23 protein-coding genes are annotated in these 19,898 nt (G+C 51.3%); 10 read left to right on the top strand and 13 right to left on the bottom strand.

What is annotated here, in order from left to right:
- Window positions 1-6: 6 nt before the first annotated feature.
- The 4 genes from tal to ACO0LF_RS24085 all read left to right on the top strand — a co-directional run bounded on the left by tal (window position 7) and on the right by ACO0LF_RS24085 (window position 3,079).
- Complete coding sequence (gene tal / locus ACO0LF_RS24100) at window positions 7-942, top strand: transaldolase (RefSeq protein WP_423018638.1); 936 nt, start codon at window positions 7-9, stop codon at window positions 940-942.
- Between the two features lie 73 nt (window positions 943-1,015).
- A complete protein-coding gene (locus tag ACO0LF_RS24095) occupies window positions 1,016-1,663 on the top strand; it encodes a CatA-like O-acetyltransferase (protein WP_423018636.1) in 648 nt (215 codons plus the stop codon).
- Between the two features lie 14 nt (window positions 1,664-1,677).
- On the top strand, window positions 1,678-2,352 hold the full coding sequence (locus ACO0LF_RS24090; RefSeq protein WP_423018634.1) for a hypothetical protein: 675 nt from the start codon (window positions 1,678-1,680) through the stop codon (window positions 2,350-2,352).
- A gap of 34 nt (window positions 2,353-2,386) precedes the next feature.
- Window positions 2,387-3,079: a tetratricopeptide repeat protein gene (locus tag ACO0LF_RS24085; RefSeq protein WP_423018632.1), complete on the top strand. Its 693-nt coding sequence runs from the start codon at window positions 2,387-2,389 to the stop codon at window positions 3,077-3,079.
- Window positions 3,080-3,100: 21 nt separating this feature from the next.
- Here the strand turns inward: ACO0LF_RS24085 and ACO0LF_RS24080 are convergent, their stop codons facing one another.
- Window positions 3,101-3,469: a FapA family protein gene (locus tag ACO0LF_RS24080; protein WP_423018680.1), complete on the bottom strand. Its 369-nt coding sequence runs from the start codon at window positions 3,467-3,469 to the stop codon at window positions 3,101-3,103.
- Window positions 3,470-3,606: 137 nt separating this feature from the next.
- Here ACO0LF_RS24080 and ACO0LF_RS24075 point away from each other — a divergent pair, with 137 nt between their 5' ends.
- Window positions 3,607-4,425, top strand: coding sequence for a hypothetical protein (locus tag ACO0LF_RS24075; RefSeq protein WP_423018630.1), 819 nt, complete (start codon window positions 3,607-3,609; stop codon window positions 4,423-4,425).
- 19 nt (window positions 4,426-4,444) lie between these two features.
- Here ACO0LF_RS24075 and ACO0LF_RS24070 read toward each other — a convergent pair whose 3' ends face one another.
- Together ACO0LF_RS24070 and ACO0LF_RS24065 are read right to left on the bottom strand one after the other, a co-directional pair.
- Window positions 4,445-4,843, bottom strand: coding sequence for a DUF1398 family protein (locus ACO0LF_RS24070; protein ID WP_423018628.1), 399 nt, complete (start codon window positions 4,841-4,843; stop codon window positions 4,445-4,447).
- A gap of 24 nt (window positions 4,844-4,867) precedes the next feature.
- A complete protein-coding gene (locus ACO0LF_RS24065; protein ID WP_423018626.1) occupies window positions 4,868-5,416 on the bottom strand; it encodes a MarR family winged helix-turn-helix transcriptional regulator in 549 nt (182 codons plus the stop codon).
- Between the two features lie 190 nt (window positions 5,417-5,606).
- On the opposite strand from ACO0LF_RS24065, the gene ACO0LF_RS24060 reads away from it, so the two are divergent.
- The 5 genes from ACO0LF_RS24060 to ACO0LF_RS24040 all read left to right on the top strand — a co-directional run bounded on the left by ACO0LF_RS24060 (window position 5,607) and on the right by ACO0LF_RS24040 (window position 10,291).
- Window positions 5,607-7,559 (top strand): TonB-dependent receptor domain-containing protein, encoded by a 1,953-nt coding sequence (locus ACO0LF_RS24060; protein WP_423018624.1) that lies wholly within the window; start codon window positions 5,607-5,609, stop codon window positions 7,557-7,559.
- Window positions 7,560-7,640: 81 nt separating this feature from the next.
- Window positions 7,641-7,907, top strand: coding sequence for a hypothetical protein (locus ACO0LF_RS24055; protein WP_423018622.1), 267 nt, complete (start codon window positions 7,641-7,643; stop codon window positions 7,905-7,907).
- On the top strand, window positions 7,897-8,193 hold the full coding sequence (locus ACO0LF_RS24050) for a hypothetical protein (protein WP_423018620.1): 297 nt from the start codon (window positions 7,897-7,899) through the stop codon (window positions 8,191-8,193). Before ACO0LF_RS24055 ends, ACO0LF_RS24050 begins: the two co-directional genes overlap by 11 nt.
- A gap of 11 nt (window positions 8,194-8,204) precedes the next feature.
- On the top strand, window positions 8,205-9,806 hold the full coding sequence (locus ACO0LF_RS24045; protein WP_423018618.1) for a PepSY-associated TM helix domain-containing protein: 1,602 nt from the start codon (window positions 8,205-8,207) through the stop codon (window positions 9,804-9,806).
- Window positions 9,807-9,883: 77 nt separating this feature from the next.
- Complete coding sequence (locus tag ACO0LF_RS24040) at window positions 9,884-10,291, top strand: hypothetical protein (protein WP_423018616.1); 408 nt, start codon at window positions 9,884-9,886, stop codon at window positions 10,289-10,291.
- Here ACO0LF_RS24040 and ACO0LF_RS24035 read toward each other — a convergent pair.
- The 10 genes from ACO0LF_RS24035 to ACO0LF_RS23990 are packed head-to-tail and all read right to left on the bottom strand — an operon-like array spanning window position 10,288 to window position 19,848.
- Window positions 10,288-11,727, bottom strand: coding sequence for a cobyric acid synthase (locus ACO0LF_RS24035; RefSeq protein WP_423018614.1), 1,440 nt, complete (start codon window positions 11,725-11,727; stop codon window positions 10,288-10,290). The two genes, ACO0LF_RS24040 and ACO0LF_RS24035, sit on opposite strands and share 4 nt — an antisense overlap.
- Before the next feature lie 15 nt (window positions 11,728-11,742).
- Window positions 11,743-12,552 carry a cobalamin-binding protein gene (locus tag ACO0LF_RS24030; RefSeq protein ID WP_423018612.1) on the bottom strand — a complete coding sequence of 270 codons (810 nt, stop codon included), beginning with the start codon at window positions 12,550-12,552 and terminating at the stop codon, window positions 11,743-11,745.
- On the bottom strand, window positions 12,549-13,466 hold the full coding sequence (locus ACO0LF_RS24025; RefSeq protein WP_423018610.1) for a cobalamin-binding protein: 918 nt from the start codon (window positions 13,464-13,466) through the stop codon (window positions 12,549-12,551). The genes ACO0LF_RS24030 and ACO0LF_RS24025 overlap by 4 nt, the downstream gene beginning before the upstream one ends.
- A 53-nt stretch (window positions 13,467-13,519) precedes the next feature.
- Entirely contained in the window at window positions 13,520-14,563 is a 1,044-nt protein-coding gene (gene cobD / locus ACO0LF_RS24020; protein ID WP_423018608.1) for a threonine-phosphate decarboxylase CobD, read from the bottom strand.
- The gene (gene cbiB / locus ACO0LF_RS24015; RefSeq protein ID WP_423018606.1) at window positions 14,556-15,509 is read right to left on the bottom strand and encodes an adenosylcobinamide-phosphate synthase CbiB; all 954 of its coding nucleotides are present in this window, start codon (window positions 15,507-15,509) and stop codon (window positions 14,556-14,558) included. Before cbiB ends, cobD begins: the two co-directional genes overlap by 8 nt.
- Window positions 15,503-16,081 carry a bifunctional adenosylcobinamide kinase/adenosylcobinamide-phosphate guanylyltransferase gene (gene cobU / locus ACO0LF_RS24010; RefSeq protein WP_423018604.1) on the bottom strand — a complete coding sequence of 193 codons (579 nt, stop codon included), beginning with the start codon at window positions 16,079-16,081 and terminating at the stop codon, window positions 15,503-15,505. Before cobU ends, cbiB begins: the two co-directional genes overlap by 7 nt.
- Window positions 16,078-17,391 carry a cobyrinate a,c-diamide synthase gene (locus ACO0LF_RS24005; protein WP_423018602.1) on the bottom strand — a complete coding sequence of 438 codons (1,314 nt, stop codon included), beginning with the start codon at window positions 17,389-17,391 and terminating at the stop codon, window positions 16,078-16,080. Before ACO0LF_RS24005 ends, cobU begins: the two co-directional genes overlap by 4 nt.
- Window positions 17,385-18,020: a cob(I)yrinic acid a,c-diamide adenosyltransferase gene (gene cobO / locus ACO0LF_RS24000; RefSeq protein WP_423018600.1), complete on the bottom strand. Its 636-nt coding sequence runs from the start codon at window positions 18,018-18,020 to the stop codon at window positions 17,385-17,387. The genes ACO0LF_RS24005 and cobO overlap by 7 nt, the downstream gene beginning before the upstream one ends.
- Before the next feature lie 8 nt (window positions 18,021-18,028).
- On the bottom strand, window positions 18,029-18,790 hold the full coding sequence (locus ACO0LF_RS23995; RefSeq protein ID WP_423018598.1) for an ABC transporter ATP-binding protein: 762 nt from the start codon (window positions 18,788-18,790) through the stop codon (window positions 18,029-18,031).
- The gene (locus ACO0LF_RS23990; protein WP_423018678.1) at window positions 18,790-19,848 is read right to left on the bottom strand and encodes a FecCD family ABC transporter permease; all 1,059 of its coding nucleotides are present in this window, start codon (window positions 19,846-19,848) and stop codon (window positions 18,790-18,792) included. Before ACO0LF_RS23990 ends, ACO0LF_RS23995 begins: the two co-directional genes overlap by 1 nt.
- Between the last annotated feature and the right edge of the window lie 50 nt (window positions 19,849-19,898).

Genomic DNA, 19,898 nt, shown 5'->3' with positions numbered 1-19,898 from the left:
AATACCATGAACCAATTAGAACAACTCAAGCAATACACTACTGTGGTCGCTGACACTGGCGATTTCCAGGCTATCCAGGCTTACGCCCCGCGCGATGCGACGACTAATCCATCCCTGATCCTGAAAGCAGTGCAAAAGCCGGAATACCTGCCCTTGCTGGAAAAAGCCGTCAAAGACACAGCGGGCAAGTCCATCGATGAAACCATCGATCACCTGTTGATTGCTTTTGGCCTGGAAATTCTAAAAGTCATCCCTGGCCGTGTTTCTACAGAAACCGATGCCCGCCTGTCTTTCGACACAGCTGGCACTATTGCCAAAGGTCGTCAATTGATCGCCATGTATGAAGCCGCAGGCATACCGCGTGAGCGCATCCTGATCAAAATAGCCTCAACCTGGGAAGGCATACGCGCTGCAGAAGTACTGGAAAAAGAAGGCATACGCTGCAATATGACCCTGCTTTTTTGCCTGGCACAAGCAATTGCCTGTGCTGAAGCAGGCGCGCAACTGATTTCGCCTTTTGTAGGCCGCATCTATGACTGGTATAAAAACAAGACAGGTCAGGAAATTTTTGGTGCAGATGATCCGGGTGTTTTGTCCGTAAAAAAAATCTACACTTACTACCGCAAGTTTGGCTACAACACAGAAGTCATGGGTGCCAGCTTCCGCAATACTTCACAAATCCTGGAACTGGCAGGTTGCGACCTGCTGACCATCAGCCCTGATCTTTTGCAAAAACTCAGTGATAGCAATAGCAATGTCACGCAAAAACTGAGCAAGGAGCTGGCCGCTTCGTCTGATCTGGAAAAAGTCAGCATGGATGAAAAGACTTTCCGCCTTGATCTCAATGAAGATGCAATGGCGACAGAAAAACTGTCAGAAGGCATACGAGCCTTCTGTGCCGATACTGTCAAACTGGAAAAGATGATTGCCGCAATGCGTTGAATCAACACCATCTGACAGGTTATGATGAGGGGGCAGAATTTTCTGCCCCTTTTTTATTTTGAATGACCTGGATATGAAAAAGCAGTTAGACATAGCAAACTGGAACCGACGCGAACATTACGCCTTCTTTTCCCAAATGGATGAACCCTTCCATGGCCTGAACCTGAATGTGGATTGCACCTGGGCTTACCAGCATTGCAAAGAAGAACAGCATTCCTTCTTCCTGTTTTATCTGCATCAGATATTAAGTGCCATGATGCGCACCGATGCCATGCGCTACCGCATAGAAGATGGCAAAGTGTTTGATTATGAAGTGATACACGCAAATGCGACCGTGCAACGTGCCGACCATACCTTTGGCTTTTGCCCTATTTATTATGAAAAAGATTTTGCCGCTTTCGCTGCCGGGGCAAACATCGCCATGGATAAAATCAAGAACAGCAGCGGCCTTTGCTTTAACGATGAATGCGCACGTGAAGATGTCATACACTTCTCTGCCATACCCTGGATCAGCTTCACCGGACTAACCCATGCACGGCAGTATGATCGCAAGGACAGCGTGCCCAAGATATCCGTTGGCAAATTTTTCAAACAAGATCAGCGCCTGATGCTACCTGTCGCGATTTTTGTCCATCATGGGCTGGTTGATGCCTATCATGTGCACCAATTTGCTGAAAGCCTGGAAGCTGCCCTATCTGGACTATCTGACAAACTCAAATAAACATGATGGCATTGATGAAAAAATTCCTGCTCTTATTAAGCCTCGCCATCTTGTCAAATGCAAGCGCCGCTACGGAAACCGACCCACTCTGGAACAAAGTCCTGGCGCAATACAAGGCAAGCAATCTATGGGCTCCCAAAGAGATAAGAACCCAACTTGATGCAGAACGCAAAGACCAGGGCAACAAGACTAGCTATATCAAATCCAGCTTAAGTGGCTGGGAAAAGCAGGAAGCCAAATATGCAAGCATCAACACGGACAGCAACTGGCAAACCTTGCCCGAGCAAAAAAAATCTGCGGATGCGATCAGCAAAATGCTTACCGGGCTGGATGAACTCAAGTCCAGCCTCTTTGAAGAAGACGTCAAGATCAAGCGCCTTGAGAACGAGGTCCTCGACGGGAAAAACCTTGGTGTCTTTCTGCTTAAGGATGACGGCGCTGGCAAGCAAATCAGTATCAAGATATGGGTCAATCCTGAAACAGCTTGCATGGTTAAAATGAACACTTCCATGCATGTCACTCTTTATGCCGACGCTGAATTCAGTACGCGTTATACTGAACCTGCTAAAGAGGGCTTATGTTTCAGGGAGCAGATGCAAGGCAATATTGATATCCAGATTCCCTTTAAGAAAGGGAAGATGCAAATAAAACAAAGCAATAATGACTGGATTCCCAAGCCAGCAAATTAGAAAGTAAAACCCACATCCTTCCCAAGGACACATCATGCGCAAACTTAATCCTGCCATCTTTTTAATGAGCTGCGCGCTGGCTATGGGCACTGCTTGCGCTGATGACTTCAGCGATGGCGTCAGTTATTACGAACAAGGCGACTTTGATTCTGCACTTGAATCCTTCAAGGCAGCAGCAGCCAAGGGCAATGCCGATGCGCAGTTCAATCTGGGCTTGATGTTTTTAAATGGAGAAGGTGTGCCACAAGACTATAAGCAGGCACTCCGCTGGTTTGAGCAATCTGCCAGCAAAGACAATGTCAGAGCGCAAGTGAATATAGGGCGTATGTATGCAAAAGGCAAAGGCATGCTCTCGAATCATGGCGTCGCTGCTACATGGTTCAAAAAAGCTGCCGACCAGGGTTATGCTGATGCGCAATACAGCCTTGGCATTTTATATGTCACAGGCACAGGCGTGGGGCGCGATTATAACAAGGCCAGGACTTTATTCCAGCAAGCTGCGAATCAAAGCAATGCCAGCGCCCAGTATCAACTAGGCCTGCTTTATCTAAAAGGTCGCGGCGTCACAGAGAACCTGGTTGAAGCTTATAAATGGCTGAGCCTGGCGGGCGATTATGAAGACAGCGCAGTATTCAGGAAATATGTCGCCGCCAAAATGAGCAAGGAAGAAGTCGCAGAGGCCCAGTCATTGGCGCAGGATTGGAAGCCTGAGAAGGCAGCGGAATAGCAGCACAGCAGACTTCAGCCCTTATATGATGGTGATATGCCCATCATGTAATAGATAATTGCCAGGCCCGGAATCTTCCTTGATCTGCCATTTCTGCTTACCTATTTGCATCTCTACGCCTTCATGGATTTTTTTAATGATCTTGACACTGGCCTTGTCAACCAGTTCTTGTTCTGCTTCCAGTTCATCCAGCTCTTTTTCCAGGGCATCAAGTTCCGCCGGTAAATGCAGACGCTTGGCTTCGACTTTTTCACGAACACCCCCTGCAGCCTTGCCCGGATGAGTGGCAAAAAATACCTGCGTCTTGATCAATTGATCCAGCTCTGTTGCCTTGCGCTCTGTCTGGTATTGCCTGTCATTGGCCACGCTGGCAAGTTCATGACTAGCTATACTTTGGTAGATACTGAAATGCGTGCAAAAACCCTGTATAAATGCAAATTAGACAGCAATGCCATTTAAAAGCACAGTTTAACGACACTTTTTAACGACTGAAAAATTGGCGAAAAAATGAGCCCACCAAATATACAATGCAAAATAATCAAGTCACTTACTTAGCAGATCTCGATGTCCATGGCGATATCGCACCACCCTGGGAAAAATTTCCAGACTATGATCGCTACACCATAGGCTGGCGCATGGGTGCTGGAGAAACCTGGCTAAAAAAATGGAAGAGCTTTATACGACAAATGCCCGATGAATTCGAGCTGCGGCTGGCGTACCTGAAACGCCACCCGGCAGCGCCTTACAGTTGGGCTGACTTTGTTCAGGATACCTTGCATCCTATGTACAAAGCAGAACATGCGGAAGATGATAGGGATCAGGCATATCTCAAAGGACTTCAGGAGCTGGGCCTGATCGCCTCAGACATTGCCTATCCTACCTGGCTGGCGCAGCAGGACCGCGTAGCCTGGCCGTGGGAGCTTAACGAAACCCCGGAAGAAGTGGCGCGCAATTGGACGCGTTATCTGTGGTTTTGGTCACGTCAGCTTGCCGAACTCAGGCAAGACCCGGACTGGCAACTGCCAGAGGTGCCAACAGTATGGGCTGCCTGCACATCTGCCTTGCAGGATGCGCGTATTATCGCCCCCGACCTTAAGCAAGGGCTGCTGACATTGGCGCAAATGCTGGCCGCAAACCAGTTGACACCTCCCTGGCAACTTGGTCTGAGCTTAAGTGATTTTGCCGATACTTTCGATGACGACATGGGTTATGTCGATGCATTCCGGCTTTGGGGTATGTCAGCATTTGATGACGCCGAATATGTGAAAAAACTCTTGGACAGTACCCATGCTCCCGAAGAATGGCGATCATGGGCGACAGAACATTTTCATGTCGGCCTGGAATAAGCGATGTTGAGGCCTGTTTTTAATTTGCCGATGGAAAATGCTCTACATGCACCTCACCAGCATGCCCAAAATAACTGACATGGCGACCTGCTATCCAGACAATATAGCCTACACAGCCAGCAGCCATGGATAGCTGGATAAATTCTGGATAGCGCACTGCATCGCGTTGCGCTCCCCGGATTGCAGCGAGTAAAGCAATTGCATCGAATGCAGCAGGAATGGGGTACTCTTTTCTCCCAAAATCAACTGCATGAACACTGCCATCCTGCAAGTAATACGTTGTGCGTCCCGAGCGGTAATCGGCAAAATAAGACTCCACGCCTGCACCGATGAGCTTGCCGACAACTTCGCCAAAAGTCATCTGGCCTGCATAAGAGTTCCTGGCTACTGCATCTATTAACTGTATTGCTTCATTCATCACCTGCTCCTTTTCATTTCAAGATTATTCAACGGGTATTTTTCTCATACCATGCAAGTCTATGATTTTCTGCATGCCTGACATCAAGTCCATGCGCTGCTGTGGCGACATATGACCAAAAAATAGTTCATCATTTTCATCAGCCAGAGCTGCCAGTTCAGGCACCAGATTTTTGCCCTTTCTGGTCAGCGAAATGTGCTGGGCGCGCCTGTCGATAAGGGAGGTTTCACGCTTGAGCAATTCCTTCTTTTCCAGACTACCAAGAATTTTTGAGATAGCCCCCTTGGTCATGCCCAGTTCCTGCATCAAATCCGCTGGCGTCGATTCTGTTTTGCTGTACAGCGTGCGTAAAGCGACCCATTCTGAAATACTGACCCCTGCCCCTTCCACACTTTTTTCAAAGCGCCCGGACACATAGTTAGACACATAGCGCAGCCAAAATCCAAGGTGAGAATCCAGGGTGCTGACAGATTTTCCGCCCGATGAGCTTTTTGATTTTTCTACATCCCGCATGATCATATTTTCATAAAAATGTGATGCAGGTATTTTAGTTTCCAAGGAAACTAATTGCAAGAATTTTTCCTAAGACAGGCGCAAACGAGGCTTGTAAGGTTTATAAGCTTTGTCATCCTTGTAGATTAAAACTAGGCTTCATGTATTTCATCAGCCAAGGTAATAAGCATATTCAATAATACAAATGAGAATCATTTGTATTCAACGTTTATTTACATTAACATGTTGCCCTTAAACCACAGGGGGAAGCATGCGTTTCAAAAGGAAGTTAATCGCCGCCATCTTGGCCAATCTGGCAGTAGGGCCAACTGTCTATGCTGGACCACAAGAAGCAGTTGATGGGCAACAAGTAGTGGTCACAGCGACCTTGCGCAATCACAGTATTGCATCTGCACCAGCGTTCACTACCGTAGTTACTGCGGAAGACATTGTCAAATCACCAGTCAATAGCCTGGCCGATTTATTGCGTGATACCGTAGGCGTGAATAATCAGACCGATGGTACAGGCCGGGATGAAATCCAGATACGCGGTCTGGCTGGCAAATATACCTTGATACTGGTCAATGGCAAGCGCATTTCCTCTGGCGGCGCTTTGTGGCGCGGTAGCGATTTCGACTTCAGCTCCATCCCTTTGAACAGTATCAAGCGAGTAGAGATCGTGCGCGGCCCCATGGCAGCACTGTATGGCTCAGATGCGATTGGCGGTGTCATCAATATCATCACCAAGACCCCCGGCAAAGAGTGGACCGGCACATTCAACACAGAATATCGCAAGGTTGCCACCGGTGACCAGGGTGACCAATACCGTATAGGTGCCGCTACCAGTGGCGTTATCAATGATCAGCTTAGCCTGGCCATCTCTGGCGAAGTGTATGACAGGCAACCATGGTTCAGCACATCTGCATTTGACCCCACCCGCCCTGCCCGTCTGGAGAAAAAACAATCGCAAAACCTGGTAACGACAACGACCTGGAAACTATCTGATGCGCAGTCTCTGGACTTCGACTTTGGCTACAACAAGGATAAGCGCCCCTACGCACTGTACTATTACGCCTACTATCCTGAATATAAATTCGAGGCCAAGGATTATCGTGAGCAAGAAATAAATCGCTATACCTATGGCGTCACCCACAAAGCATCCTGGGACTGGTGTACAACGACAGCCTTCCTGAGCCAGGAAGATACGGCTATCGATGATTTCAATAGTCGCTACAACAAGCCGCAGCAGCGCTTGCTAAAGGAAAATAACACATACGCAAAAGTGTATGCGAATACAGAATTAGGCATTAATAGCCTGACTGCCGGTATAGACTTGCGTCGCCAGGTCATCAAAGATCCACTCACTTATCTGAAAACCGGGAAAGTCTCTACGCGCAGTTCTGCCATATTTCTGGAAGATGAAATCAGTCTGAGCAAGGACTTGCATCTGACATTGGCAGGCCGCGTGGATGATAGCAATACCTTTGGTAATCATTTTTCACCCAAGACTTATCTGTCTTACCAAGTCAACAATGTTGTTACTGTCAAAGGTGGCATCAGCAAGGCATTCAAGGCACCGGACGCTTATCAATTGAGCCCGGAGTACAGTGTCATCAGTTGTGCTGGTGCCTGTTACTTATCTGGCAACCCCAACTTAAAACCGGAAACCAGCACTAACTTTGAAGCCGGTTTTGAAGCACATCAAAAAGGCTGGAATATGAGCGCCGTGGTGTTTAAGAACGACGTGGATTCCATGATCGTTTCCAATTACGATAGCGTCAAAAACACGCGCAACTGGATCAACGTCGCCAAAGCCAGGACCAGTGGTATTGAATTGCAAGGCGATATGGAAATCAATCCAGCCTTCTCCATCAATGCAAATTACACGCACCTGAAGGCTGACTATATCGATGAGCGTGGCAAGGAAACCAAACTAGATAACCGCCCCGCCGATGTCGCCTTACTGGGTGTCAATTGGAAGGCGACATCACTGCTGCAAACTGGCTTGACTGCGCATTATATAGGCCGCCAGTTTTATTCAAATGCTGAGCTGCCATCCTATACCCGCCTGGACTGGAATCTGTCAGCCCGCGTACGAGATAATCTAACCTTACGCGTCGGTGTCAAGAATCTCAGCAATGTGAGCCTGGAACAAAAGAGCAAAGACTTTGCCTACTTTGAACTGGGGCGTAATTACTACGTCAGCGCCACCCTGGCTTTCTGATTGAGATAAAGAAAAACTGCCGCTTGTTCCCGGCAGTTTTTTTCTAAAGAGTTTCATGTTTTTTATAGCAGGAATAGTTTCATGTCTATTTTGTTTTTACTTTTGACTGTGCTTGGCTCTACGCTGCTGTATCTGAGTCACAGGCATCAGGGCTGGCTAGCGCAAGCCTTGCCCGTGAAGCCTTGGCGGACCATAGCCAGTCTCATGATCATGATGGCCCTGGCTTGTGGCTGGCAGGTATATAGCCCAACGACCACCATTTTTGCCTGGCTGGTAATCAGCATGCTGGTTTTGAGTCTTTTACCCTTCCTTTCCTTACTCAAGAAGAAAAAGACACATGGAAAATAAAACCAGGGCAGCAAAAACCTTGCAGGCTGACTGGTGGACCAAGACTTTGTCAGGCCTGGTGCTGGGTTTTACCCTGGCGCTGGCGCTATCTGGTTTGTTTGCCTGGCTGGGCCCAGGCGGGATTGCCGCACCACAAAAAGTGCAATTCGTCATGTGGCTCATCGCCCCGATATGGATGCTGATACTCAGTCTGATCTATCTGGTGCGTAGCGGCGTGCGTGCATTAACAGGATTGCTGCTCGCCAATGTACTGGCTTATGTCCTGTTGTTTCTTGTTAAAACTTAGTTGGGCGATGAATGAAAATCAGAAGTGACATCCTGCGCATCTATCAATCCTTGCATACCTGGGTAGGAATAAGCGCAGGCCTCTTGCTGTTCATCGGTTTTTTTGCCGGTGCCCTGACCATGTTCAAACGGCCACTGGACCATTGGGTCAGCCCACCTGCACCAGTAGCAATCATGGTCAGTGAACAAAAAATCGACAGCCTGGCACAACAGGCGCTGGCACAGCACCCTGCTGCACGCAAGGGTTTCATCATGCATCTGGGCGAGCATGAAAACACAGCCGCAACCATGAGCTGGACCGCAGGCAAACCCGGCCGTGAGCTGGATTTCTCAGGCAAACAATGGACCGCCAACCTGGACCAAGAGGGTAAGCTGCAAGCTAAAGAAGAGCTGCCATCCATCCTGGCGCAAATGATAGACATGTTGCACAGGACGGGGGGAATACCTGGAGAAATAGGCGACGAATACCTGGGCGGCTATCTGATGGGCGTGGCAGGTATTTTGTACTTCCTGGCCCTGGTATCCGGTGTGATTTTATTACTGCCGACCATGGTGAAAGATTTCTTTGCGCTGCGTCCTGGCAAAAACCGCAAACGCTTCTGGCTGGATGCCCACAATATCATAGGCATAGCCAGCCTGCCCTACCATATCGTCATCAGTCTCACCGTCATCGTCTTTGCCTTTCATGATCAGTTCTACGACAGCCTGGCAGAAGTGGTCTATAAAAACCAGGCCATGTTTGGCACACCACCGCCTGCTGCTGCCAAACCCTATGCAGCCAAAGACATGCTACCGCTAACTGCTATCATCAGCAAGGTCAAGGCCGAAGCAGGTGATTCAAGAATTTCAGAGATACAGTTCTTTGGCCTGGAAAGCCCACGCCCCATGGCCAGAGTGGCTCTGGTCAATCCACGTTATCTGGTACAAGGGCCAGAAGCGGGCTATCTCGTCGTCCATCCTTATACAGGCTCAGTCATCAATGCCAGCATGTTGCCGGGCAAGGAAAGTACCTGGAGCGCCATCGTCGGCCCCTTCTTTTCTCTCCACTTCGGCAGTTATGGCGGCGACATGATGCGCTGGGTGTATTTTGCTTTTGGCCTCAGTGGTGCATTCCTGTTTTATTCGGGTAATTTGTTGTGGCTGGAAAAGCGTCGTAAAGTACAACGGCCAAATCAGGTACTTCCTATGCAAACTCTGTCTACCAGGCTGATGGCTGCCGGCACGGTCGGTGTATGCCTGGGCACTGTGTCCGGCGTATGCTTCACCCTGGTGGCTGGCAAATTATTTGCTGCCACGGCTGAGAATATCAATTTCGTCTATTTATTTGTCTACTACAGCGTTTTCCTCGGTGCACTGGCATGGGCATATCTGCGCGGAGCTGCCCGCTCTTCAGTTGACTTGCTATGGCTGTGCGTGATTGCTGCGCTGTCTATTCCTTGTAGTTCTGCATTCATGGCTTTGCGATCTGCATCCAATGGCAGCCTGACTGGCCTGGGTGTGGAACTTGTTGCCATTGCAATGGCGCTGGCATTTATCTATGCAGCATGCAAAACTGGCAAGCGTATCAGGGACGAAGCAAAGGATAGTGTCTGGTCTTTGCAGGCAAGCACATGACATTTACCCAAAATTTAACTTGACCCTGGAGTAGACACCAGGGTTCAAGATAGTCTCTCCTAATTCCGGAGAGAAATATGCGACTGAAAACCTATCTGCGCATCGTGCGCGCCAGTGCCTGGTATGACTTGATCGTTACTATAGGCTTTGCTACACCGTGGAGTTTTGCACTGGTTCACCAAAGTCTGTCACAACTCAATAGTAGCCTGGGTATCGCAGGCGAATTCCCGGCATTTGCCGCTGCCCACGTACTGATGGCAAACTTGCTGGGGTCTATTGTCACCATCTGGGCCATTTTGCGCTTGCGTGACACGCGCATGGAATATGGCCGCTATGATGCTGCCGGACGCATCCTTTTCAGTATGTGGCAGCTGTATGCTGTCGCTCATGGAGCCAGCCAGATCATACTGGCCTTCACCGTGTTTGAAATCGCTTTTGGGATTGCGCAATTACTGCCGATTGAGAAATCGGCAATGGCAAATTAAAGACGCTGCAAGGCATCCAGCAGCGGCACGCAGGCATCTGCCACCCGGTTCAGGCTAAGTTCGCGCAAAGCTGCCAGATCAACCTTATGCTCGCTTTCCAGCCCTGCCCAGGCCAGCAAGGCAGCGCAGGCGTCGGGTTGGTCGAACAAGCCGTGCAGGTAGGTGCCGAGTATCAGGTCGTCTGGTGAACGTGCGCCTTCGTCTTCGCCATTGATGGTGAATACTGGTTGTGTATCATTGCTGGCATAGGTGATACCCATATGGATCTCGTAGCCGCTGACTTGTGCCGTGCTGGCGTTGAATGCGCAAACACCTGTCACTTGTTGCAAACGTTTTTCTTGTGTCAGTTCGGTAGTGATGTCGAGCAGGCCCAAGCCATCAGAATCACCGGCCTGCCCTTCCACACCGTGCGGGTCGCTGATGATCTGGCCCAGCATTTGATAACCACCGCATATGCCTATGACTTTGCCACCATAACGCAAATGCTTTTCCAGCACTGGCTGCCAGCCCTGTGTCTGCAGGAACGCCAGGTCGGCACGGGTGTTTTTGCTGCCTGGCAGGATGATCAGGTCGGCAGGCGGTATTGTCCTGTCCGGGCCTATGAATTGCAGATCGACATCAGGGTGGGCACGCAGTGCATCGAAGTCTGTATGGTTAGATATGCGCGGTATCGCAGGCACGATGATGCGGAATTTACCCGCATTGCCCTGGCTGGACTGTATCGCATCTTCAGCATCGAGTTGCAGGCCATGCAGGTAAGGCAGTACTGCCAATACAGGTTTGCCAGTCTTTTTCTCCAGCCATTCAAGTCCAGGTTCCAGCAGACGGATATCACCGCGAAAACGGTTGATGACAAAGCCTATGATGCGTTTTTGCTCTGACTCAGACAGGCAATCCAGAGTGCCGACGAAATGGGCAAACACACCACCACGGTCTATATCAGCGACCAGGATGACAGGACAATCCACCGCTTCAGCAAAGCCCATATTGGCAATATCGCGGTCACGCAAATTCACTTCGGCGGGACTACCTGCGCCTTCAACGATAATCGCCTCATATTGCTGTTGCAGGCGTTCATAGGATTCCAGCACAGCTCCCATGGCAATAGTTTTGTATTGGTGGTAATCACGCGCATCCATGTCTGCCCTGACCTTGCCATGGATGATGACTTGCGCACCAGTGTCCGAAGAAGGCTTCAGCAAAACCGGGTTCATGTCAGTGTGCGCAGGCAAGCCAGCAGCCATGGCCTGCAGGGCCTGGGCGCGGCCTATCTCGCCACCGTCTATGGTCACGGCGCTATTGAGTGCCATGTTTTGCGGCTTCATCGGCGCGACGCGCACACCCTGGCGATACAATAAACGGCATAGTGCTGCAACAACCGTGCTTTTGCCAGCATCAGAAGTCGTGCCTTGCACCATTAACGTGGATATTTTCATGGAATAAATTCTTGTTCAAGAGTTTTGTGCGGACTGCCATTCAGCGATCAGTATATGCAATTGCACCAGCCCATGCTGTATCGCTGAAGGACCTGGCGAAAGTACGTCTGCCGATTTTATCTCCAATACCCTGCCATTTCTTACTGCAGGAATATGACCCCAGCCTTCGCGAGCAACCACGCTGTCAGGCCGGAACTTCTTGCCGCACCAGGAACCGATGATGATATCTGGTGCACGCCGTATGATTTCTGCCGGGTCGGCAATAATGCGTTCTTTGGCACTATGATGCTGCGCCAGGTCAGCAAAAGCATCTTCACCACCAGCGATATGGATCAGTTCTGATACCCAGCCTATGCAGGACATCAGCGGCTCATTCCATTCTTCGAAATAAATTTTTGGCCTGCGTGTCCAGCCTGCACTTTGCTGTTTGACAGTTGCAATTTGCAATTCCAGTTCTGCAATCAGCACCGCCCCCTGCTCCTGCTTGCCGACCAGGTTTGCCACTACCCTGATCATATGCAAAATACCGGCCACATCATGCTGGTTGAAGGCATGTACCTCTATGCCTGCGCTGATCAGTTCACGCGAAAGTTCTGACTGCATATTTGAATAGGCAATCACCAGGTCGGGCTTCACAGCCAGAATGCGGTCTATCTGCGCAGAAGAAAAACCACTGACCTTGGGCTTTTCATCACGAGCACGGGCTGGTCTCGTGGTATAACCTGAGATGCCAACCACATAGTCTTCTGCTCCCAGGGCATACAAGACCTCTACCGCTTCAGTAGACAGGCAGGCAATGCGTTGATACAGGCTCTCTGTCGTCATTTTTTTCCTTGTGCTGGTGTTAAGGCTTTATCACGCTTTTGCCTGGCTTGCTCCAGTGCCTGACATATCAGCTTGGCACCTTCAATAATGCGCGGGCCTGAGCGGTTGACCAGGTCACCTTCTATTGAGATCAAATTATTGTTTTTTGTCGCCAGCAAGCTAGGGAAAGTCTTCCATTGTTCAACACCACTGACGGCCTGGGTCTTACTATCGCCAGTGATGATGACTTCAGGATTTTCCTGCAAGACTGCTTCTGTGCCGACCACGGGTGCCGTGGTGGCTAATTTGCCGAAAATATTTTCACCACCGCAGGTGCGTATCGCATCGCTGACGATGTGGCTGTCATTCAAAGTGTAAAGTGGCTTACCCCATACCTGATAGAAAACCTTGACCTTGCTTTTATTCTGGTACTGACTATTCAGTTGCTGTACTTGTTGCCTGAATTCTGCTGCCGCTACCTGCGCCTGTTTCTCTGTACCAAACAGACTGCCAAATTTGAGCAAAGTTTCTGCCACATTGTCGAGCTTGTGCGGCTCGCTGAAAAAATAAGGAATGCCAGAATTATGCAACATTTCCAACTGACGTTCATAAGCACCATGCATCCAGACTATGAGCAAATCCGGCTTCATCGCCAGTATGCGTTCAATATCCAATTGGCGGTTATCACCAACATGCGGAATATTTTTTGCCGCCGCCGGATAATCACTATACTTGACAGTACCTATGATCCTGTCACCTGCGCCTGCAACATAAATCATCTCCGTCACATGCGGCGACAAACTGATAATCCGCTGCGCAGGCTTCGCCAAGGTGACCTGATTGCCCAAATCGTCAGTCACCGTAATAGAGGCTTGCACATGAGTACTCAATGCAGAAAACCCAACAGCCATCATTAAGTTTAATAACCTGGACATAAATTTCCCATATTCAAATATAAACGAAATACATCTCTGAATTCTCTCTGTGCTTACTCTGTGTCTCGGTGTCTCTGTGGTGAGTGGTTTTGAATTTTCGCCCATTCGCCCAGGCCAGCCTCCAAACGCAACCATCCCGCCTCACTCCCCGGCAAACCAAAACGCAAGCCATGCGGCCTGTGTGGCCCCTGCGCAAACCAGCGCAGCCAGATGCCACGCTCTGCCATGAATTGCCACAACTGTTCCGATTGATTATTCAAGTCTTCATGACTGCACCACTGGAACAAATCAGTGCCTGATGAATGCATATCATGCGCATTCAAAAGCTGGCGCAGGCGTTCGCCTTCTTGCTGCAAAAGTTGCGCTGTCTGCACCTGCCACTGCCGGTCAGTCAAGGCAGCGATGGCGATTTGCTGGGCTGGCCCGCTGACACTCCAGGGGCCAAGATAATTTGCCAATTGCAGTAACAGATTTTTTTCAGCAGCGACGAAGCCCAGGCGTATGCCTGCCAAGCCAAAGAATTTACCTACCGATCGTAAGACGATCAGGCCAGGCTGGTCTGCAAGGGACGCTACGTTGATATCGGGCACGGTATCAGCGAAGGCTTCATCAACCACCAGCCAACCACCGCGTTCAGCCAATTGCGCAGCCCAATGCAAAAGCTGGTCTGGTGGAATGAATTCACCAGTAGGATTATTGGGATTGCACAGCACCACGACATCTGCGTGTTCGACGGCTGCATCCAGTTCTGCATATATGCACTCTGTTACCGCATGACCAGCTTGCCGCCATTGGTAAGCATGTTCTGCATAGCTAGGGGCAGACACGACGACCTTTGCTACCGGGCGCAAGCGCGGCAAGGCCTGTATGACCGCTTGTGATCCCGCCACTGCCAGCATCTGTGGTGCGCGATAATAAGCCTGAGCCGCTTGCACCAGTGCATCGGAATATTCAGGCAAGCGATGCCAGGCATTCGCTGCCAGTTGCGGTGCCGGATAAAAGTGAGGATTGACGCCTGTCGATAAGTCTAGCCAGTCTTCCAGTGGACGGCCAAAATGCCTCACTGCATCACGCAGGTTGCCACCGTGTTCAAGCATGGATGACTCCACTCAAAAATAAGACTGCCAGCAAAGCTATACCACACCACAAGGCTGCACCAGTTTCTACCAGACGCAGAGCACGAAAAATATCTAGCGCCTTTGCTGAATCGCCTTCACCCAGCGGTGGGCGGACCTCTGCCACACCGTCGTAACTGGCTGCACCACCCAGCGCCAGACCAAGCGCCCCAGCACCAGCGGCCATCACCGGGCCCGCATTCGGACTGGGCCAGTCAGGTGCCTGACGCTGCCAGCATTGCCATGCCAGACGGGTCTTGCCCAAAGTCGCATAGGTGCATGCAGTCAGTCGTGCAGGTATCCAGTTCATGACATCATCCATGCGTGCGGCCACGCAACCAAAACGCAGGAAGCGCACGGAGCGATAACCCCACATGGCATCGAGAGTATTCACAAGGCGGTACAAGACTGCACCAGGGCCACCGAGCAAGATGAACCAGAACAAGGTGGCAAAGACAGCATCGCAGCCATTTTCCAATACAGATTCGACACTGGCCTTGGCGAGGTAAGCCTCGTCTGCATCCTCTGTATCGCGACTGACGATATACGAAGTGCGTTTTCTGGCTTCTGGCAAATCACCGTCCTGCAAGGCAGTAGCGATGGCGGCATTATGTTCGTGCAGGCTGCGCAAACCCAGGCAAAAATACAGCAATATGATGTGCAATATAGCGGTCAGCCACAGACTGACATGTTGTGCAAACAAAATCGCGATTACACTTAATGCAATGAGTGGCAAAACCGCCTGGCACCATGCCAGAGCACCGGTCCAGCGGCTAGCTGTTGGCGTGTTCAGACGGCGTTCTATGGCATTGGCCAGATTACCAAAACCCACCAGCGGATGAAATTTGCGCACCTCACCCAGCGCAAGGTCTAGCAAAATGCCCAGCAGCAGGCACAACACCATGAACAGGCCATCTTGCATCAGCATGGCTGGCCTTTTAAATACAGCGGCAAACCGGCAGCGACCCAGACCACATTGTCTGCGATGGCCGCTACGGCCTGGTTCAAACGCCCCGCTTCATCGACAAACCAGCGCGACACTGCTCCCATAGGGACTATGCCCATGCCGACTTCATTCGACACCAGGATAATCTGCCCGGGTGCCTGCAACAGTGCATCCAGCAAGGCCTGGCGTTGCACGGCAAATTGTGCTGGTGGCTTGATGTGACCTATCTCAGGGAAATCTGTCGTTTCTGAAAACAAGAGATTCGACAACCAGACCGTCAGGCAATCGACGAGGATGATATTGTCTGCGCGGCTATGCGCCATGATGGTCGCGCCCAGTTCCAGGCTTTGTTCCAGTGTGCCCCAATGTGTGGGGCGGCGTGCGCGGTGATGGGTAATGCGCTCCTGCATTTCAGCATCACCTGCCTTGGCAGTTGCCAGGTAAAACACTTCTTGTTGACCATCACTGAGTCTGCCCGCCAGTTGCTCGGCAAAGGCACTCTTGCCCGAACGCGCACCACCAAAAATCAGGCTGGTACGGAGCGCGGGTTTCATATTACGTCTCTCAAGAACAACGCAGCCGTTGCCGCTGGATTGGATGCAAAGTAGGCATGAAAATAAGAAGCACGTACATTGCCGACACGGTAAATAGCTTCACCCTGCTGCTGGGTAGAGTGCTTGATGGTATGGCTGCTGGCAGTCAATGCCGTTTCAAAGCGTGAATAATGAAAAGTATGCCCGCGCAATTCACCTTGCGATGTAGTCCAGGCTTGTGCGCCCAGCGCTGCCAGTCTTTCTTGCATGATGACCTTACCTGGCAAAATACCTGCCATGGACCAGCTTTGCCCCTGTTTGTCTACCAGACCTTCAGTGATCGCCATCATGCCGCCGCACTCAGCCAATACAGGCATGCCTTGCGTATGGGCAGCGTGCAGCGACGTCAGCCAGTTGCTGGCCTGCGTCAGCGTCTTTGCATGCAATTCTGGATAACCACCGGGCAGGTACAGAGCATCCGCTTGCGGCGGTATCGCTTCATCTGCCAAAGGTGAAAAGAAAATTAGCTCTGCGCCCAGCCCGATCAGGCATTCAATATTGGCTGGATAGATAAAGGCAAATGCGGCATCACGCGCGATGGCGATGGTCTTGCCAGCCAGGTTGGCGGCTGATTGAGATAGATGCTGTGATGCATGTTCGCGTAATTCAAAACTGGTATCCGGCAAGGCACCCCAGGCTTGCATGTCCAGTTCCAGGCTGTCGGCCATGGCATCAAGTATGGCTTCGATGTGATCCACTTCTTGTGGCAGCACCAAACCCAGGTGGCGCTCAGGCAAGGCTTGTTCCTGACGGTGCAGGCTGCCGAGCATGGGTATATCACGCATGGCAGCAGCCACCATTTTGGCATGGCCTTCTGAGGCGATGCGGTTGGCGATAACGCCAGCCAGGTGCACAGGACCAAAATCACGCAAACCCATGGCCAGTGCCCCGACAGTTTGTGCCATGGCAGAAGCATCGAGTACCGCCACGACGGGCACGCCAAAGGCACGCGCCAGATCAGCCGATGAGGGGTTGCCGTCATACAAGCCCATGACGCCTTCGATGAGAATAACATCGGTATCCAGCGCTGCGCGTGCCAGCATGCCTTCGGAATCAGCCTGCCCTACCATCCACAAATCCAGTGAATGTACCGGAGAGCCGCAGGCACGCTCCAGCATCATGGGGTCGATAAAGTCTGGACCGGTTTTAAATACACGTACCGTCTTTCCAAGCTTCACCAGCTTGCGCGCCAGTGCTGCAGTCGTCGTGGTTTTACCCTGACCTGATGCAATGGCCGATATCAGTACGACCTTGGCGCTGGGCCTTACCATTCCACGCCCGCCTGCGCCACGATGCCTTCTTTGAAAGCATGTTTGATAACATTCATTTCTGTGACGGTATCAGCAATCGCGATAATCTCTGGCAAGGCACCGCGGCCGGTGACGGCAACGTGCTGCATTTCTGGCCTGCCATCGAGATCATCAATGACCATCTGCAAATCCAGGTAATGGTATTTGAGGGCGATATTAAGTTCATCCAGCACGACCAGGCCTATGGTCGGATCAGTCAAAAAGCGTTTTGCCTGTTCCCACGCGGCGGCGGCTTTTTCCATATCGCGTTCGCGGTTCTGGGTGACCCAGGTATAGCCTTCGCCCATGGCATGGAATTCAACTTCATCAGGAAAGCGGCGCAAGAAAATTTCTTCGCCAGTGGACATTGCGCCCTTGATGAACTGCACCACACCTACCTTCATGCCATGTCCCATGGCACGCATGACCATGCCAAATGCGCTGGAGCTTTTACCCTTGCCATTGCCGGTATGTACCAGCAAGACGCCGGTCTTGCGTTGCGCCTTTTCTATCTTTTCATCCATCATCACCTTTTTGCGTTGCATGCGACGTTCATGACGGGTGTTGATGTTGTCAGTCGGGGTGTCTGGCTTGGGCGATGTTTCAGTCATAGTAATCTTCAGTTTTGCGGGAGAAATAAGCTGTGCTCACCGTGGGTGATGCGTTCTATGGGATGTCCAAGACAAGTACTCAGCGATGACACCTTGAAGATATCTTCAGCAGGCCCGGCCAGCCAGCTACCATCACCCATGAGCAACAGGGCATGTGTGGCAATACGATAGGCCATGTTCAAATCATGGCTTACCATGATGACTGCCTTGCCTTGCTCACGACACAGGCGGGCAAAGAGTTGCATGACGCTGACCTGATGCCCCAGGTCTAAAGCATTGGCTGGTTCATCAAGCAGCATCCATCTGGCATCCTGGGCCAGCAAGGCGGCGATGGCGACACGCTGTCTTTCGCCGCCAGACAGGCTGCGTACATCACGCTCGGCCAGGTCAGCGACATCCAGCTCAGCCAGCGCCGCCATGGCAAAGTCCATGTCTTCACTGTTTTCCCAATAATGCGCATCCTGGTAAGGATGGCGCGCGCTCAGAACAGTGTCGAGTGCAGAATAACCAAAAGCATCAGCCCGGGCTTGCGGTAAAAAAGAACGCTGGCGTGCCAGTTGCGTCAATGACCAATCCTGCAGGCGCTTGTCCTGCAAATAAATCTGACCACTTTCTACAGTGCGCATGCCTGCCAAGGTACGCAGCAAGGTGCTTTTACCCGCGCCATTGCGGCCTATGATGCACCAGCATTCACCAGGCTGCACTTGCCAATTCAAATCACGTACCAGGACACGCTTGCCTACCGATAAATTCAGGGCGCGGATATCCATTAACGCCTCCGCCGCAGTTGATGCAGTTGCAGCAGGAATACCGGCACGCCCACCATGGCAGTGATCACCCCTACCGGCAATTGCTGGGGAGCGACGACAGTACGCGCCACGGTATCAGCCAGTACTAAAAAACAGCCTCCTGCCAGGCTGGCGGCAGGTATCAGCAAGCGGTGATCCGGCCCCCAGGCAAAACGGCAGGCATGGGGCATGATAAGGCCAACAAAACCAATGCTACCGGCATTGCTGACGGCACTGGCAGTCAACAAGGCGGCGCTCAAAAACAGTAATTGTCGCAGGCGGCCTATATTGACACCGAGAGTACTGGCATTGTCTGCATGCATGGCAGCGACATTGATGGACCTGGCATTGCGCATGGCAAACACAGCGATGATCGCCAATATGACCCAGGGCAAATAGCGCGATTGCGAATTCGATAAATCCCCTATCATCCAGAACACCATGCCGCGCAAACGGCTATCAGGTGCGATGGACAGCATCAAGGTGATCACGGCACCACAGCCAGTGGCGACGATGACGCCCGTCAGCAAGAGAATAGGCGCACTGCCATCGGTGCTGCCAGCGCCACGCAAATCATGATAAGCCAGACCAAACAGCAATAAAGCGACACTGATGGCACCAGCGAAAGCGGCAAGATCGACCAGCCAGGACAAGCCAAAAAACAATATGGTCGCCAGCGCGCCGACTGAAGCACCACCAGAGATGCCCAGCACATAGGGGTCCGCCAGGGGATTGCGCAACAAGGCTTGCATCATGACGCCAGATAACGCCAGGGTAGCACCGGTGACAAAACCAGTCAGGGCACGGCCCAGGCGCAAGTCCAGCAGGCTGCCCGGCAAGGTGGTAGGCTGGCCATACAGCAATTCCAGCAAGGCTTGCCATAACTCGGCAAAGCTCAGCGAGACCGAACCGCAAACACAGGCGATCAGCACGCTGCCTATGGCAGCAGCCAGTAAAATCGGGAGGACCAGCCCGGCACGTTGAGCTGCCGCAGACTTGTTGACCGGGAGTCGCTGTCGTGCAGAAAAAAGAGACGTCATCATCGGTCAGGCCCAGAGGGAAAAGTGCTAATTGATATGCAGCACCACGT

The organism is Undibacterium sp. Di27W (genome assembly GCF_049340345.1).
Classification (GTDB): domain Bacteria; phylum Pseudomonadota; class Gammaproteobacteria; order Burkholderiales; family Burkholderiaceae_D; genus Undibacterium.
This window is presented reverse-complemented; position numbering and strand designations above follow the sequence as displayed.